Genomic DNA, 17,588 nt, shown 5'->3' on the forward strand with positions numbered 1-17,588 from the left:
ATCGTTTGAACAAAGTAAGTCTGAATAATTGAATCATTTTCTCAAGTAAATCAATGACACAACACGAATTTGTAAGCGGTTACTTGTAAGAACCCTTAATTTTTTTGAAGGGAGTGGAAACAAGTTTTTGGCATGAGGCAAGACATCATTACGTATACTGACAAACCCTCTTTTAGAGATTAGCAGTGTAATCCAAACGTAAAAAGGTGGAGTAGAAATGACAAAAAGTAATTCATTATTTGTTTTTTTAGTGTGGCTCATGTTAATCGTTGTACTTGTTGGTTGTTCGTCATCTTCAGCTGAGGATAAAAAAGAGCTTAGGATTTGGACTTTCACAGATGAGGCCAAATATGCTGTGGAAAAGTTTCAAGAAGCAAACCCAGATATTAAGGTAGATGTCCTATTTATCAATAACGATAATTATGTAAAAAAGCTAATGTCTGTGTTACAGGTTGAAAAAAATGTCCCTGACGTGTTTTTTGTAGAAAAAGCCTATTGGCCACAGATTAGGGAGATTCCTCGATTAGAGGATTTATCGCAAGCTCCTTATAACGCAGAAGAAATACTAGATCAGCAATACCAATATATTCAGGATGATGAAAAAGACGAAGAAGGCATCATAAGAGGTCTGGGATATCAAGGTACACCAGGGGCTTTCTACTATCGACGTGATCTAGCCAAGGAATATTTGGGCACAGATGATCCAGAGGAAGTAAGTAAGTTGATTTCAAGCTGGGATAAAATAATGGATATCGGAGAGCGAGTAGTAGAAGAAAGTAATGGCGAGGTTCATGCATTGGCGAATTGGAGTGATATCGGTTCAGTAGAAAGCTCTAATATAAAAGAGCCTTGGGTGGTTGATGAGAAATTAGTGATCGATCCAGTTAGAGTGGAAGCAGCAGAACTTGCCAAGGAGGCTAGAGAGCGAAAGGTATTGGCAAATTATGAATCCTGGGGCCCTGCTTGGACTGCATCAATGCAGCAAGGAACCGTTATGTTTTATGCCATGCCTACTTGGGCACTGCCTCATGTTTTTGAGAATAATGCTCCTGAAACAGCTGGGAAATGGGGGGTAACCCATGGACCAAAAGCCTTTACTGGTGGCGGGACTTTCCTAGCCATGTATAACGGAAGTGAAAATAAAGAGGTCGCTTGGGAATTTATGAAGTTTTACACCACAGATAGAGATTTTCTAACGGAATTGGCCAAGAACGAGCAGTACTTTCTAAGCAACAAAGAAATTAATATCGAATTAGCACCTGAATTAACCTCAGACTTTTTAAACGGTCAGAAATACTTTGCATTCTTTAATGAAGCAGGCGAAGAAGCGCCTTCTGCCCCGCAATCAACATATGATAATGATATTAATGGCTTGTGGGATGAAAAAGTGAATGATTTTTTAAATGGTAGATTAGAAACGATAGACGATATGATTGCCTCATTTAAGAAAGATGTCGGTCATCATTTTCCAGAAATTCAAGTAGATTAACATCATTCTGACTTAATAGATTTTCTGAGGAGGAGAAATAATGTTTTCAAAGACATTACGAAAAGATACTTATGGTTATCTATTTATCGCCCCATTCTTTATTATATTTCTTGTGTTCGGGCTATATCCTATCATGTATTCCTTCTACTTAAGCTTTACAGACTGGGACGGTTTTACGAATCCAACCATCGTAGGAGTGGAGAACTATCTAAGATTGTTTGGTGACTTCTTTTTCTACAAATCCTTATTCAATACATTGGTTATTTGGATTGTTTCGGTCATTCCCCAGTTAACTGTCAGTTTAGTACTAGCTGTTGTACTACATGAAAAATTTGTGAAAGGTAAAAGTATTTTCAGGGCGGTGTTTTTCTTTCCTAATATTGTTACTGCCGCATCGCTAGGTTTATTAGTTGCCTTAATTTTCAGCTGGCAAACAGGCAGCTTTAATCAGTTCCTAATAGCTATAGGAATGATTGACGATCCAATTCAATGGACAGATATGCCAAATTTTATGAGGGGCTTAGTATCGTCCATTCTGTTCTGGCAATATTTTGGGTACTCAATGATTATCTATATAGCAGGTCTCCAAGGTATCTCAAGGGACTTATTAGAGGCTGCAGAAATTGATGGCGCTTCCAAGGTAAGGGTGTTCTTTAGTATAACTCTCCCCCTACTAAAGCCAATCATTTTATTCCAAGTAGTAACCTCGATTATTGGGGGTATGCAAATCTTTGATCAACCCTACGCCTTAACGGATGGATCGGGACAGCCAGATAATTCCACCCTTACTAGTGTCATGTATTTGTATGAGACGGCATTTACTCGTTATCAATATGGATATGGTTCCGCAATTGCCTTCGGGTTGTTCCTTGTTATTGTCGTCTTCTCGATTATATCCTTTGCCACGATGAACGCCAGAACAAAGAGTGAACAAAAATAAGGAGGAAATAGAATGATCTCAGAAACAAAAGTGGAAGCCATTCATGACAAAAGAAAATCGAAAAGAATCAAGCCTAGCCACATTATCATTCATATACTTCTCATACTACTTGCCATTGTTTGTATTGTTCCGTTCTATATTATGATCGTTTATGGTACCCATACAAATGCAGATATTGCTTCCCAATTTATCTTTTTCCCAGGGGAAGCACTGATTGACAATTATCAAAATATGACAGAAAACATTAATATTTGGCGAGGGTTCTTAAATAGCTTTATTATAGCAGGCTGTTCAACGGCACTTACCCTTTATTTCGGGGCACTCAATGCATACGGATTTGCGAAATACAAATTTAAAGGTAACAAAGTATTGTTTTGGTTTGTGTTAGCTACGATGATGGTTCCTCAGCAATTAGGTCTAGTCGGGACATTTCGGATTATGTATATCCTGAATTTACTCGATACGTATGCCGCACTTATCCTACCAGCTGCTGCTAATGCATTTGCCGTATTTTTTGTCAAACAATTTATTGATGGAACCATTCCTGATGAGGTCATTGAGTCTGCGCGGATGGATGGGGCTAGTGAATTCAAAACGTTTAATCGGATTATACTTCCTATGCTGGCACCAGCTCTAGCTGCACTAGGTATCTTTGCCTTTATAGGTTCTTGGAATAATTTCATCAGTCCATTGGTACTACTGTTCTCTAATGAAAAGTATCCATTACCAGTCCTTGTACAAATGCTGCAAGGCTATTATGGCTCTAACTATGGCGTGCAGTACTTAGGGGTTGCCTTATCTGTCCTGCCAATTATCATTGTATTTGCGATTTTTTCGAAGCGGATTATCGGCAGTGTTGCGATCGGTGCAGTCAAAGGTTAACCATCAATGAACAAAACCTACTCTATGAGAAAAGGGTCTGATCAGCATGCAGTTAAATGGTTTATTAAATGTGTTTTACAACGCTGGTGTATGGGTAATCCGACTTGTCTATCTCAACCTATTATGGATATGCTTTACGATTATAGGTTTAGTAGTATTTGGGATCATGCCAGCGACCGTGAGCTTATTTGCTATTTTACGTCAGTGGATTCAAGGTAAGGAAATTGTTGCGGTATTTCCCACTTTTCGGCAGTATTTTCAAAAGGAGTTCTTGAGAGCAAATCTATGTGGATTGATCTTTCTAGTGGCAGCCATTATTTTGCGAATGGATATCATACTATTAAAAGCATTTCCATCATTTCCGTTTCAGCTGCTCTTAGGTATCACACTCTCTTTAGGAGTATTGTATGCGATTATATTGCTGTATTTCTTTCCGGTATACGTGCATTTCGAGGTTCCGTTATGGCATTATTTTAAATATGCCTTGATTATCGGTATTACCCAGCTGCCGATTACCATCATGATGATTCTGGGCAGTGTGGTAGTTTTCTGTATGTATTGGTTCTTCTCTGGATTAATACCATTACTTTGTGTGAGTTTATTTTGCCTAAATTTGATGTGGTTTGGGTATCGTGCCTTCCAAAATATAGAATATGAACAACAGAACGAAGAACACAAGCCATTACGTAGCAAAAAAGCAATAAGCCGTTGACGCAGGTCATTAGTAGAAAAAACTACTCATAGGCTAAAGCCTATGAGTAGTATCATTATGCCAATAATTTAGTTGACTCTTTGATAAACGCTGGAATATCATCCGGTTGGCGACTTGTGACTAATTGGTCTTGACAAACGAAAACCTCTTTATCTTGTACCTTAGCTCCAGCATATTCTAAATCGACCATAATCGACTTATAGCCGGTCACTCCACGTCCTTCTAACGATTTCGCGGTAATTAACAGCTGTGGCCCATGACAGATTGCAAATACGGGCTTTTTTTCATCCATAAAATGCTTGGCAAATGAAACAAAGCGATCATCTGCCCTTAGTATATCAGGGGAAAACCCTCCAGGGATAAATAGTGCGTCAAAATCGGCTGGTGATACTTCATCAATCCCTTTATCGATCTTTACGGTAGCATCCCCTTGCTTTCCTTTCACTGTTTTGCCAGTTTCGTCACCAATTGTTACCACATCATGTCCTGCATCCTTATATGCTTTTGCAGGATCTGTATATTCCACATCTTCAAAATAATCGGTAATAACGGTTGCTATTTTTGCCATTTGTAGAAACACTCCTCTTAAAGTATTATTGTTTGCTACATTCTTACTTTTCCACAGAGAAGTATTTCCTAAACATTACTAAATAATTATTTTTGTAATTCTTCTAACAAACTAGCCAGCTTATCCCAAGTTTGAGTGACTCCTTCAAGTACACCCATATCCAAAACGGCTTGAAGTTCTTCAGCTGTTGGGTACTCAGATCTGCTTACTAGTTTTGTTTTTCCGTCTTGTTCGATGAAGGTTAATGTCATTTTAGTAGAAGGCATATCCTCTAGAATGTTACCTTCTGCATCAGAGAATGAATCAATGAGTACAATTTTTTCTGGTTCTTGAATATCTTGATAGACAGCCTTTCCCCATGACTCCATTCCATACTCTTCTTGATTTTCATCCGTACACTTCATGCAGTACTGCCATACTCCTCCAGGTCGAAAGTCTACATTACATACTGGAGTGGACCAACCTTCCGTCGACCACCATTTCTCCAAGTGTTCTGCCTTTGAAAACGCCTGGAAAACAAGCTCTCTTGGTGCATCAAAAGTGCGTTCTAGAACCAAATCCTTCCCTTCCACTTTCGAGGTAATTTTAGTATTTACATTATTCGGCATGCTATTGCCCTCCTTGGATTATATTAGTTCATAGCTATTCATCTTTTAGATAAATGCTATAATTACAAAAAGATTTATTCCTTATCACGCGACGCTTCTTTTCTTTGAAGCTCTCCTAAGTATTCATCCAAGCGATCAAGTCGTTGTTCCCAAATTTGTTGGAATGTCGTAAGCCAAGCCTCCATTTCCTGAAATGGTTCATGACGAAGCTTGTAAATTCTTCGATTCGCAACCGCTTGGACTTCGACAATCCCCGCGTCACTGAGTTTTTTAAGGTGCTTCGAAGCCTGTGGTTGCCGAAGCATTAGTTGATCAGCAATTTCCCCTACTGTCAGCGGACCATTCTTTAAGAGTTCGACAATCTGTAATCGGTTAGGCTCGGCAAGTGCATGTAACGTGGTCGTCTTCATTTCATCTGTCCTTTCCGATTGATGGAGTAACTATCTACTCCGTGTTACATTTATAATATACCACCAAAGGAATATTCTAGTCAAGGAATATTTAAGATATTTTTAAAAGAATAATTCTATCCATAATAATCACAGTTTATAGTGGATTATTAAGTTTCGATTGAAAGTTTAGTATTGTTGTCATTAAGATACTTTTATGTTATAAATAGAATGATCGTTCTATATAAGGGGTGTTTTCTTCATGAGCAAAAAAAAGCAAGATATAATGGAACATGCGGAACAGTTATTTTATAAACATGGCTTTCACGGTGTTGGCTTAAAAAGAATTGTTGAAGAATCAAATGTAGCTCTTATGACATTATATAACCATTTTCATTCAAAAGAAGACCTCATCCTTGAAGTGCTAAAAAGACGAGAAGAGCAATATTTTTCTATCTTGAAATCATCTGTTAAGAATGCTAAAAGCTCCATTATATTGTCCCTATCAGAAGCCCATATTAATTGGATTCGAAAACATGACACGAATGGATGCATGTTTTTAAGGGCGAAAGAAGAGTTTTCTTCAAATGATAATTATGAGATTGTCCAATACGTAAATGAGCATAAAAGATCCTTGCTGGATTTTTTTGAAGAGCTTGGCTTCGACCATAGTGAGGCTGCACAATTAGTGTTATTATTCGAAGGAGCTACAGCTTTATCAGAAACCTTAAATGTTGATGAAGTGGCTATGGCATTCATAAATTCTATAAAGTCTATGGGGCTTCATTTAAGTGTCGAGTAGTAGGACGTAATACCAACTAACAGGAAAAGTCCGTCGAAGACTTTTTCTCTTTTTACCAAAAAATATAATGATCGTTCTATATAAAAAGAGGTGTTGTTAATGAATTCAAAAAAATTAATCATGGTTGGTTTACCTATGATTGCGGTAACTTATGGTTTTGCAAGGTTTAGTTATGGATTAGTTCTCCCTTATCTACGTGAGTCTTTAGAGATTAATCCATCTGTGGCAGGAGTGCTTTCTTCGTTATCGTATTTGGCATATTGTATAGCGATTGTCCTAGCAATGTTATATATGCAAAAAGTTGGTTCCCGTATGATGATTTTAACAGCAGGGATCGCAGCAGCTATAGGAATGAGTATCATATCCATAGCCAATAGCTCACTAGCTCTTGGTATTGGTATCTTTATTGCTGGCCTAAGCACGGGGCTATCTTCTCCACCTTATGCAGATGTGATAAAGAAATGGGTAGATCAGGATAAGCGTTCTACAACAAATACGTGGATTAATGCAGGTACTAGTTTGGGAACTGCATTAACAGGGGTTATGGTTATCTTTTTGGCTAGCAACTGGAGAATGACATACCTTCTGTTTACACTAATATCGATTATTATATTGATACTTAATTATAAGGTCATTCCTCAGACAAAGGATACGAGCAAAACTCATCAGACACAAGCCTTTCATGTGACAAAAAAGGAGCTTGTTCATGCTTATCCCTTAATCTTATCTTCTTTGCTCTTAGGGGCATCGAGTGCACATTATTGGACGTTTTCAAGAGATTTGTTGTTTCAAATGGAGAACCTCCCACAAGCTCTGATTCAAGTATTTTGGATCATTATTGGCATAGCAGGCGTATTAGGAGGATTTGCTGGATATTTTAGTGAGAAAATTGGATTATTATCCTCCTACCGAATAAGTGTTATTTTGCTAGGAGCTTCTTCCTTATTATTAGGTTTATTTACAAATATTCTTCCTGTTGCCCTATCAGCAATTTCTTTTGGTAGTTCCTATATATTTATGACAGGTGTTTTGATCATTTGGGGCATCCATATCTTTAAAACAAATTCCTCACTTGGTCTAGGCTTACCATTTTTACTATTAGCTTTAGGTCAAGTGTTTGGTTCATTCATTGGAGGAGCGGTTGCTGGGCTTCTAGGTTATGAAGCCATGTTTATCCTATTTGCTTTGATTAGTTATATTGCTTTAATTTTTAATCCTAAAGAATAATTTTGAGAAATATACTTTCTAATTCCAAGAATGGGTTCTGAAATTTTATCAATCTTTTATTGACCTACTTTTTACGCTTTGAACTCCCCATTCAACGACAGTGAATTTCTTTGCTGTCTAAACAAAAAAGAAGGAGGCTAACTATTTAAAGTCAATAGTTAGCCTCTTTCTAATTAGTGTGATAATTTCATATTTCTCTACATAAAGGATTAAGCTTTTCTTCTTCTCATGATGAGGAAGAACACGCCACTTAAGAAGAGTAAAAACCCTGCTAATAAGTACTGAAAGGTCGTAGTGGCAGTTTCCGGTAGTTTTTGTCCGTCTTCCGTAACAGGCTGTTGTTCCATTGTTTCCTGTTCAAAAACGGTATAGGTGCTGAAGTGATCGGTTTGTGCTTTCACGTTTCCATCATGCCATTCTCCCCCGATTTCTTCCCATTCTTCGAGTTCTGGATTCCAATAGAACAGTTGCACCTGATCTTTATCATTTACTTTGTCGCTATCAACAGAAAAAGTCAGTGTCACTTTTTCGTCGAAGGTATCCAATTGTTTTTCGCCTTGTTTGATTTCAAAGTCATAGACCACACTCAATGCTTGATCAATGTCAGCTAAACGCTCTAACTGGATGGTTGCAGCATCGGATCCATTAGTGAAATTGGAGGCAGCTAGTTGCAAGCTTACATTTTTTAACTGAATGATGATCGTTATATGATGCTCCTTCAGCCATTTTATTTGGTCAGAATTAAATGCTAGGTTAACAGAATCATTATGACCTCGTAAATCTATCCTTAGTTCACCTTGATCAGCTAGCTGATAGAGCGAGTCTGTTACGATCGTTGCTTCGCCATTGGTAACGTTAGGTGTTAAGGTAACACTGGTTTGTTTCTCCGGGTCTTTTGAATCCTCAGGATTTTCTGGATCGACAGGGTCTTTTGGATCTTCAGGATCTTCAGAATCTTCGGAGTCTTCAGGATCTGGTAAAACTGGATCAGAAGTATCGATTGTTTTTAAATGTGCAACGACACTATTATTGTTATAAGTGACAGTTACGTCGTAATCATCTGCAGTTACATTATCGAATTTACCTTCCACTTTGTCGGCGGTCATTAAAGTAATATTTGCTGCCTTGTCTATTTCATAATTAGAAAGATCCAAATTCAGATCCCCACCATCAAGGTATAACAGTCCATCTACATTTAGTTGCGTTTTGTCATTATCCATTGCAATATCAAGGTTTCCAGCTTCCATTGTGAAGTTACCATTTACATTCAAAGGTTCATCTACATTAACTAACACTGTACCATCTTCCACATAAAGATCGCCTTCACCAAAAGCAGTCTCAGAAGTAGCTTCTAACGTTCCTTCTTCTAGCAATGTGCCTCCTGAATAACTATTATTTCCTGTCAATGTAAGTGTTCCTGTCCCTTGCTTGGTAAGCATACCACTGCCAGTTATATCATTTCTCCACCAATCATGGGCATTAAACCTTCCTTTTGAAGCATCCATATTCACTGTTACATTGCTTAAAAACGCACCATATCCATCAGATGCTGTTACCAAATCAAGTCTGCCCCAACCATTTGATTCGTCTATTACAGGGTAGCCTGATTCAATTTCTGTGGTATACAATACTTCTCTACGTTGTTTATCGGTCAAATAGGGCTGACGAGTTTCCAATAAAACTTCAGCCCCTTTAGGTACTACAGGGTCTAAACCTTTTGTGCCTGTTTGAGGTAATCCGTATGTAAGTTTTTCCCGATAGAATGCTTTATTTGCTTCGTGATCCTCCCACTTTTCTTCATCGTACGCACTTTCAAACGTATAATCCTCTGTTACTGTATGTGCATATTCGTACAAGCTCATTTCTTTTGATGCAGCTAATTCACCGAATACTTCTCCTGCATTTTGATAAGCCTTATCCAATACCTCTTGGTTTTCTGAAAGATTGTATGCGTAGGCAGTCATTGCTGTAGCTTGTATTCTTGCTCCTATAACATCAAGCGGAGAGTGCATGCCGGTCACTATTCTATTTTCTCCCATTTGAGCTGCTCTTGTTAGAAATTCAGCATATCTTTCTGGTGTTGCATATGCAAATCCGAATGTTGACAAATAAGATGCACTTGTATGCCCGCTTGGAAAGGCTCCGTCTTTACCTCTCCCGTCCTCTGCTTTTCTTTTTACATATTCTAATGCAGGAATTACTTCCACATTCGTTTCATATTGCTGGTAATGTCTTTCTCCTGTTTCTTTTTTACCACCTGAAGGTAATTCTTCTATTGTACTCTCACCACTGCCGATTGTGTCCCAAACAGGTAAACCGTTCTCATCAACAACTTCTTTCACTTCTCCATTTGAATTCATTCTGTAAGGTCTTGGAGAAGAAAAAAAGTATTTAGAAGGATTAGACGAAGAAGGATTCCTAAATCTAATTAAATGAACTAAATCCATCGCATCTTCTAGTGCAGATCCCTCCCATTGTCCCATCCCTTGGGCTTGGTCTTCAACAGTCGATTCTTCCAATACTTTATCCATGTCCTCTGATGATCTGACAACACTTGTGATCGGGTTAACGATCTCTACGTAGGCATTTGCTAAAGGTCCATAAGCTTCCATCATACTATATACCTTATCTCTTTGATCATCATAGTAGGCCGCTAACGCCTCTTCATTCGTTCTATTTTTAGTAACCTCTTCTACATATTTTATATTAGCTTCCCAAGTCCTCGGATTTCTGATTTCTTCGTTAGCATATGTCTTCTTATCTGCTATTACCTTTGTCTTATCATTTTTATATCCATCAAAATAAACGGTAGGTCCGTCACCATATTTTGCAATCTCACCATTTGCACCTGGTATAGTTAACGCAGTTCCGTCTCTCCAATCTGGTTGATTCAGAGACCATATTTGATCAAAACCATCTAAAATATTGATAAAAGGATTAGTTCTAGCTATATTCTTTAAGATAGGATCGTTAGCATTTCCACCATTATCTACTGCCGGTAAAGGCTGCTCAACTTCAGGAGGATCTGTATTTATTTCTTCAGTAGTCCCTTGTGGCTTTGCAGGTTTTGAATGCTCCTTTTCAGAATATTGACTAGCGACCTGAACAGGAAGTTCAAAAGATGCCATAGTTAGAACTGCAAGTAGTAGTATTATCGAGACTTTTTTCATGAATTTCATACCTTTTCCATTTCTCCTTTTTTGCTGCAGATTTTTAAATCACTTAACCACACTAATTCACTTTAGGGACTGTATGTTAAATGAATGTAGGGAAAATGTTAAAATTATGTATTTTTTTGTAGAAGGGAAGAGCCCTATTACGAAAATAAACGGGTTTGGGGAACTTTTTTTGCAAATCTTTCGGCTATCTCTTTGAAACGCCAAAATGAGTTATTACAACTACTACCATAAAAAGTGGAAGAAAGCGATAGAACAGCCATGTGACTGAGGAAACGAAGGAGAAAACTGCCGAGCTGTTTCAGAAATTAGCTTGGAGTTTTCAAAGGGTATTCAATTCCAAATATGGACACGAAAAAGCCCTCTCTGCTCCATAAGTGCAAAGAGGGCAAACCCTTGGTTTATAAGGTTTTTTAACGTTTTGAGAAATATACTTGTAAAATTTACGTATACCTAATCCATTTTAATCCTTTTATATCAATGTTTTGGGAATTGTTATATGGATAAAAATTTATGAAAAACGATTGAAATTGACATTACTTAAACCAATTTGCACCAAAAATTTAGATGTTAGTTGAATACAACAATAATTCTTGCTTACTATCTTATTCCATTGGCCTTACTTTATCTTCAATGAACTGAATTTCATTCTGGCTCAAATTATACTTTTTATATAGCTGTTGATCAATTTCTGAAATAGATTTCGACCAATCAATATCTGATCTTTCAGTAAAGTCCTGAAGAGGCACTTTCGACCACTTATCTCGAGTATTATCTTGAGTTATTTTTAAAACACCTAAAATTGCTCTTGTAAATTTACTTTTAATATATTTTAAAACTGACTCTGCTTCGTATTTAGTTGAAAATCCACCAATTGAAAGAAACGTTTCTGTAGCCCCAACATTCGGTTCTAAAATTAATGGCGAACTTATCACTTCACCGAAAATTCCACTTCCATAAGCTTTGGGTATAATCACTTTATAATCTTCAAAACTACTTGGAGCATTCAGATACTTTTTATCCATCCAATAATACGTACGCTGGCTATTCTCAAGTCCCAAAATTCTAACAAATTCGCCTTCGTGCTTAGGTTTATCTTTATAAAAAATAATATCTTTTAACAGCTTAAATGCTCCTGAACCAATATCATTCTTATGTCCCTTTGACTGTATATCCTCAATTTCAGGATAATCCTCATGAGCAGAGTTTGCCAATTTATAGACTCCTCGACCAGAAATGAAAGATTCTAATGTTTCAGAAGTATTGGAAGTTACTTTACTCAGAATTGAGTTTAATTCATCATAAACTGTAAAAGTCCCAATCTCTCCAAAGACTTTTTCTTTGTCCCTATACGTTATAGCAATTCCGCCTTTAATATCAGTATTCGGAAACACCTTTGAGCTATCATCGAAATAATTTACAACTTTAAGATGCTCATCCGATAACATTTTCTTATTCCATGCTTTTGGTGTGCTTCCTGCATTAAATAAAAATCGAGCAGGGTGAATCATTTCTACTTTATCAGCTAGTTTATAAGATTCTTCCAAAAACTTATGGTAGATTGGTGGAGCATAAGTCTTATTATCACCTATTGTTTCATCTTGGTATGGTGGATTTCCTATTATTACATCAAATTTCAAATTATCATCTCCAAAAGCTTTATAGATATCTATACTTAATTTTTCTTTACTAGCTAACATCATTGTATCAATTTCTATTAGATTGTTTGTCGAAATACCCACTAGTTCACTAAAGATGAAATTCTTAACAATATTATATATGATGTTACTTGGCGCACATGCGTATACTTGATTTTCTAATATCCATTTAATACGTTCCTGTTGATCTGGAATTTGCTCTTTCAATCCATCGTTTAATTTCTTTACGATCTCTGTAATAAACAAACCGCTTTTTACATATAAGTCAGCAAATTTTACTGTTTTATTAGAAAATATACCCGGGTTCTCTTCTTCCAAAATATTAACCATTTTTTTTACTACACTTTTTGGAGTGAAAATTTGATTTGTTTTTTGTGGCGGAATATAGTCGAAAATATCCTCCTGCAAACTATCATCAAAATAATTTGCTAAACGCTTTTTAGTGTCTAAAAACTCTTGAATACTTGCATTAAAAACTACCTCATTGAATAAGCCATGAACGACTTTTATATTGCCTTTATCATCCTCATATTCGAAACCATCGCGAAGCTTCTTAAACTCTTCAATTGTTATACTTGTAAGATCTTCAAAGGTAGCTTCATCAATATTCTTTTCAAAGTTTTCTAATCTAGTCTGATCATCTCCGTATGCCATTAGGAACGCGGGAATTGTACGTGCAAATCCTCGTAAATGATCTCGAACATCCTCTTCTGTTGTTTTCTTTTTCTTTTCTTCTACTTTTTCTATTTGTTCTTCGACAACAGTGTTGATTGTGTTTTCTACTTCTTTATTAATTTCATCGGCAAAAGACTCTTCTATCTTTTGTTTTTCTTCTTCATATTGCCGAGTTACTACTTTTAATTCAGTTTCATCTTTTCTCTTCTCTGCTTCCTGCTTTTTCTTTTCATATACTTCCTCTATCTCTTTAACTTGATTGCTTAGTGTCAAACTTTTCTCAGTTATAATATCCTCAATAGAATTATTTACTGAATCCTTTAACTTATCAGTCTGCCCATTGTTTAGCTCGAAGGAGTCCTTTAATTTATTAAAGCCATCTGAAAATGAAGCTGTTATATCTTTCGCAAGTTTTCTAATGGATTCTTTTTGTTTTTCCTCTGCTTCTTCGAAGGTTGATACAACTTCATCAACCACTTCAATTGATGAATAAATTTTTTCTCCAAAAAGTTCTTTTGATTTACCTAACACTACTTCTTTTGGAATTTCTACTTCTCCATTATCATTTAAAAGCGGGTCAGTGATAGAGACCTCACGGGGTTTCTCTAATCTTTTATTTTTCTCAGGCGGTATTTTATCTAGAATTTCTTTAAATGGTGAGTCACCTGAAAAAATACCTGATATATTAGCGAATAATAAATTACTCATAAAGCCTCTTTTAACAACTTCTCGTGACGTAATTCGAGTAGGTATCGTCAAGACTTCAGATGCATCAATTTCATGCATTGTACCATCTTCGTCTTCAGCGATTACTGGAAAGAAATTTAATAACTTCTTTATTTTACGTTTTCTTTCTTCGCTTGTTTTAGAACTGCCACTAGACAAGTTATTAGCAAATTCATCATAAAGTCTTAATGTTCGATCTGGCGAAAAGTCAAAGATATACGCATTTTCTTTTCTATAAAGTTTACTATCTTCTTCATATTCATAAGGATTTTGTGACCTAAATGCAGCTTGAAAGTATAAACTAGGTGATTCAATATTATTTAACATTAATACTGCCGTCCACTCAGGAATTGTCACACCAGTTGTTAACTGTCCCACGGAAAGCGTTATTGTTTTATCATATTTTTTAATAGCATTTCTAACTTTATCAAAGCTTTTTGTATTTTCTTTTAAATCAAGCGCTTCTGATTCTATACCGTCATGTAAGCTAACACCATCTCCTGCTGCAAGTACTACTTTGTAATCTTTGAATGTTGGATGAGAGTTTAATAATTTTTCAAGTGCTTTGGCGGCATTTACCCGTGGTAGTAGCCAAAATGTATGATTTAGTTCATTACGATATTGATTTTCAGAAAATGGAAACTTCCCTGAAGATAGATTATCTAAAAAACGAACAACACTTTCTTCATATTCAAATCGTCCATTTTCTTTCACTCTAAAAAATTCATTTAAATCAAATGCATAATCAACGTTTTTTTCTTCCTCTATTGTTAACCCTGCCGATACTTCATCTTCTATCATTTTACTCATTTGATACGTGAATAAATTTAAAGTAGGTAGGCTTTCGTAAGGATTGCTACCAATTATTGGATCCCAGTTTTCTTTTGCTTCTTGTTCATCGACATACGACCAATTAAATATTTGTTCTTCAGAAAAATCACCTTTTGCTAACGCTTTAAACGGAGTACCTGATAAATGCAGGGTAAAGTCTCTTTTTAATTGGCTAAATGCTATATCTGTTTTTTTCGTATCAATACCTTCATGAGCTTCATCAATTACTAGTAAGTCCCAATTTAAGCCAGGTACCCACTCTAACTTTTTATAATTACCACCAGCAAACTCTGCTCCTTTTAAATCTTGTAAGGACATAAAGAAGATTTGTGTAGGATTAGGGTGAGATGTTGTACCAAGAAAATCACGATATTGCTCTCTAGTCATCGCTTTACCATTTAATGCATCTGTTTCCGAAACGAATTTCATTTGCGGCTCTTGCCATGCTATAAATTTGTTAAAATCATCGAACCATGAATTCGCGATTGCCGGTCTATTGGTTACAATTAAAACATTTGTTGCATTTAAATTTCTTATAAAATCATACGTTGTTAACGTTTTCCCAAAACGCGGCTTAGCATTCCACAGAAACTCTTTTGGCTCCTGATTACTTTGATAATACTCATAAGTTTTTTCAACTGCTTGTTGTTGTTCATTTCTTAGTACATAATCCGAACGTTTGTCATCAATTTGTACTTCATCATAATCACGATTGATAAATTTATTCGTTAACTCTTCGGCCTTTTCCAACGTTCCATTAAAATAGAACCACTCATCAGCACGACTATTAAAATCCTTTTTCTCTATTCCATTTAGAATAAGAAATCTATGTAAATCCTTATCACGGAACCATTCTCCATCAGATTTCCGAGCTACTTTCTCAAATAATATTTTAGGGTTTAATCCAGCTGTGCCTACTTGTTCAAAAATTCTTGTAACAACTTCACGTGTCGTATCACCTATTTTCACATAACCATTATGATTCGGAACTTCGGGTAAGGTATAACCATACACTCTATATTTAATTTCTTCAAAAGGCTTAATTATTGTCTTATCCATCGGCTTCCTCCATCTCCTCTTTATAAACATCGATTATTTTCACAGGTATATATCGCATTTCTTTTTGAACTTCATTTGTGTTTTCAGTTTCATCTTCCAAAAAGTCAAACATATCTAGTTGCACTGGTTGTTTTATTGCATGATTAATTGCTTTACCATTTTCCTTTTTGACCCTTCCGTATATTTCATCTAATGTATATTCAGTTCTTTGTATTTTTATATTTTTAGTTGTTTTCTTAAGATTAATAGGTTGCCATTCGCTGAATACTAAAGGGCTTCCATCTCTCGATTTTCTCGTTAAAAAATTACCATTATCAACATTTAATGAAATGATTTTCTTTGCACTATCTAATACTTTTTCCTTTAATTCTCCATTATGATGTTCAACTTGTTCTTTGTATTTATCATAATATTTTTGAAACATGTTCATCACACATGTTTGGGCATTATCTTCTAATAATTCAATTCCGTACAGTGTTGTTAGAGCGAGCAAAGAGTAATTTTCATATTGTGTTAAATCTCCATTGTATTTCTCAGATACCATGTTTAACTTTCGCTCTAGTATTTCAACTAAAAAAGCACCTTCCCCAGCAGCCGGTTCTAGAAACGTTGCTGTTAAATTTTCACAAGCCTCTTTTATCTCAGGAATATCCAGCATTTTATTTACTATTCTTTTAGGGGTAAATACTTCTCCATGTTTTTGAACTCGAAGCTTAGATTTAATAATTTCTTCTTTCAAACATAGTACCCTCCTTTCTTTTTCACTACTTTCGGTTATCTATTTCGTATCTATCTAGTTCTATTCTATCATAAGGTACTTTACTAAATTTATTTGAAGTAATTGTACGTAATATACCTTGAAGAAAAAAGGGAGTTGTTTCTCCCTTTTAAATATAGCTCTTTTCTTTCAGGCTAGTAAAACTGTTACCACTATTTACTACTAAGTGATCAAGCACTTCGATGCCTAGTAACTTCCCAGCTTCGACTAATCTCCTTGTAACGTTAATATCTTCCATCGAGGGGGTAATGTCACCACTCGGATGCTGATGTGCAACAATTACACTTGCTGCGTTATTAAGTATCGCTGATTTAAACACCTCGCGTGGATGAACGAGTGAGGAATTCAACGAACCAACATGACAACGATGAACTGCGATAACATTATTTTTCGTATTTAAACACATAACAAAAAACACTTCACGATCATCACGACCAATAAAGCGAGACGCTATATTTGCTCCGTCTTCTGGACTACGGATAATGTAATTAACGCCTTCATCTGCCTCTCGAATAATTTGTTCAATGCGAACAATCTCTAAAATGGTTTCCATTTAGATCAACCTCTCTATAATTTTTTTGACCTTTTTGGTCACCATATAGAGAATCACCGCATCGATTAATGTCCAGTGGCGTTAGTAGCAAAGCTATCAAGTGATTCGTATATGTTTTGGGGAAGCCCAATGAATTAGGGTGCGTTAAAAGCGTAATTTGCTTTCTACGCACCCTTATCCTACTTGGCTGACTCATAACATCCGAAGAACGAAGACCCTTTACATAATCGATAATGCGTCTCTGCTTTACAGGCGCATTAGGAGATTATAATTAGGGGAGCTGAAAGGAAAAAAACTCTAGGAACACTTCTGCTCACATTATTAAGAGGTTATAGTTTAGTGTTTTGAGAAATATCTTTAACAAGGATGAGGAGCACTTATCTATATGCATCCCTTTATATCAATATTCTAGCTTACCTAAATTAAACTAAAACGGATAAAAATACATCTATTTAATAAAATCCAAAAAATTTATACTTGAGGCTAATAGGGTAAATCAATTTCACCAAATCTGT

13 protein-coding genes are annotated in these 17,588 nt (G+C 36.0%); 6 read left to right on the forward strand and 7 right to left on the reverse strand.

What is annotated here, in order from left to right; all coding sequences use genetic code 11:
- The first annotated feature begins 217 nt into the window (after positions 1 to 217).
- From ACZ5N5_RS04110 to ACZ5N5_RS04125, 4 genes are read left to right on the forward strand one after another with little or no spacing between them, the layout of a single operon-like run.
- Positions 218 to 1,489 (forward strand): ABC transporter substrate-binding protein, encoded by a 1,272-nt coding sequence (locus tag ACZ5N5_RS04110; RefSeq protein WP_109985117.1) that lies wholly within the window; start codon positions 218 to 220, stop codon positions 1,487 to 1,489.
- A 40-nt stretch (positions 1,490 to 1,529) separates the two neighbouring features.
- Positions 1,530 to 2,429 carry a carbohydrate ABC transporter permease gene (locus ACZ5N5_RS04115; protein ID WP_277679277.1) on the forward strand — a complete coding sequence of 300 codons (900 nt, stop codon included), beginning with the start codon at positions 1,530 to 1,532 and terminating at the stop codon, positions 2,427 to 2,429.
- A 12-nt stretch (positions 2,430 to 2,441) separates the two neighbouring features.
- Positions 2,442 to 3,311: a carbohydrate ABC transporter permease gene (locus tag ACZ5N5_RS04120; protein WP_109985119.1), complete on the forward strand. Its 870-nt coding sequence runs from the start codon at positions 2,442 to 2,444 to the stop codon at positions 3,309 to 3,311.
- Between the two features lie 46 nt (positions 3,312 to 3,357).
- Positions 3,358 to 4,023: a YesL family protein gene (locus tag ACZ5N5_RS04125; protein WP_054861102.1), complete on the forward strand. Its 666-nt coding sequence runs from the start codon at positions 3,358 to 3,360 to the stop codon at positions 4,021 to 4,023.
- A 55-nt stretch (positions 4,024 to 4,078) separates the two neighbouring features.
- On the opposite strand, the gene ACZ5N5_RS04130 is transcribed toward ACZ5N5_RS04125, so the two are convergent.
- From ACZ5N5_RS04130 to ACZ5N5_RS04140, 3 genes are all read right to left on the reverse strand, one after another.
- A complete protein-coding gene (locus ACZ5N5_RS04130) occupies positions 4,079 to 4,591 on the reverse strand; it encodes a type 1 glutamine amidotransferase domain-containing protein (RefSeq protein WP_277679279.1) in 513 nt (170 codons plus the stop codon).
- Positions 4,592 to 4,677: 86 nt separating this feature from the next.
- Positions 4,678 to 5,199, reverse strand: coding sequence for an SRPBCC domain-containing protein (locus ACZ5N5_RS04135; protein ID WP_109985121.1), 522 nt, complete (start codon positions 5,197 to 5,199; stop codon positions 4,678 to 4,680).
- A 74-nt stretch (positions 5,200 to 5,273) separates the two neighbouring features.
- Positions 5,274 to 5,609 (reverse strand): ArsR/SmtB family transcription factor, encoded by a 336-nt coding sequence (locus ACZ5N5_RS04140; protein ID WP_054861104.1) that lies wholly within the window; start codon positions 5,607 to 5,609, stop codon positions 5,274 to 5,276.
- 241 nt (positions 5,610 to 5,850) lie between these two features.
- On the opposite strand from ACZ5N5_RS04140, the gene ACZ5N5_RS04145 reads away from it, so the two are divergent.
- The gene (locus ACZ5N5_RS04145) at positions 5,851 to 6,390 is read left to right on the forward strand and encodes a TetR/AcrR family transcriptional regulator (protein WP_464373323.1); all 540 of its coding nucleotides are present in this window, start codon (positions 5,851 to 5,853) and stop codon (positions 6,388 to 6,390) included.
- Between the two features lie 99 nt (positions 6,391 to 6,489).
- Positions 6,490 to 7,617, forward strand: coding sequence for an MFS transporter (locus ACZ5N5_RS04150; protein WP_464367527.1), 1,128 nt, complete (start codon positions 6,490 to 6,492; stop codon positions 7,615 to 7,617).
- A 209-nt stretch (positions 7,618 to 7,826) separates the two neighbouring features.
- Here the strand turns inward: ACZ5N5_RS04150 and ACZ5N5_RS04155 are convergent, their stop codons facing one another.
- The 4 genes from ACZ5N5_RS04155 to ACZ5N5_RS04170 all read right to left on the reverse strand — a co-directional run bounded on the left by ACZ5N5_RS04155 (position 7,827) and on the right by ACZ5N5_RS04170 (position 17,073).
- Positions 7,827 to 10,787, reverse strand: a complete 2,961-nt coding sequence (locus ACZ5N5_RS04155) for a phosphatase PAP2 family protein (RefSeq protein ID WP_464373324.1) — start codon at positions 10,785 to 10,787, stop codon at positions 7,827 to 7,829.
- Positions 10,788 to 11,398: 611 nt separating this feature from the next.
- On the reverse strand, positions 11,399 to 15,742 hold the full coding sequence (locus ACZ5N5_RS04160; RefSeq protein ID WP_464373325.1) for an Eco57I restriction-modification methylase domain-containing protein: 4,344 nt from the start codon (positions 15,740 to 15,742) through the stop codon (positions 11,399 to 11,401).
- Complete coding sequence (locus ACZ5N5_RS04165) at positions 15,735 to 16,481, reverse strand: N-6 DNA methylase (RefSeq protein ID WP_464373326.1); 747 nt, start codon at positions 16,479 to 16,481, stop codon at positions 15,735 to 15,737. The genes ACZ5N5_RS04160 and ACZ5N5_RS04165 overlap by 8 nt, the downstream gene beginning before the upstream one ends.
- Before the next feature lie 148 nt (positions 16,482 to 16,629).
- Positions 16,630 to 17,073, reverse strand: coding sequence for a JAB domain-containing protein (locus ACZ5N5_RS04170; RefSeq protein ID WP_464373327.1), 444 nt, complete (start codon positions 17,071 to 17,073; stop codon positions 16,630 to 16,632).
- Positions 17,074 to 17,588 lie beyond the last annotated feature (515 nt).

This window comes from Gracilibacillus sp. JCM 18966 (assembly GCF_055392695.1).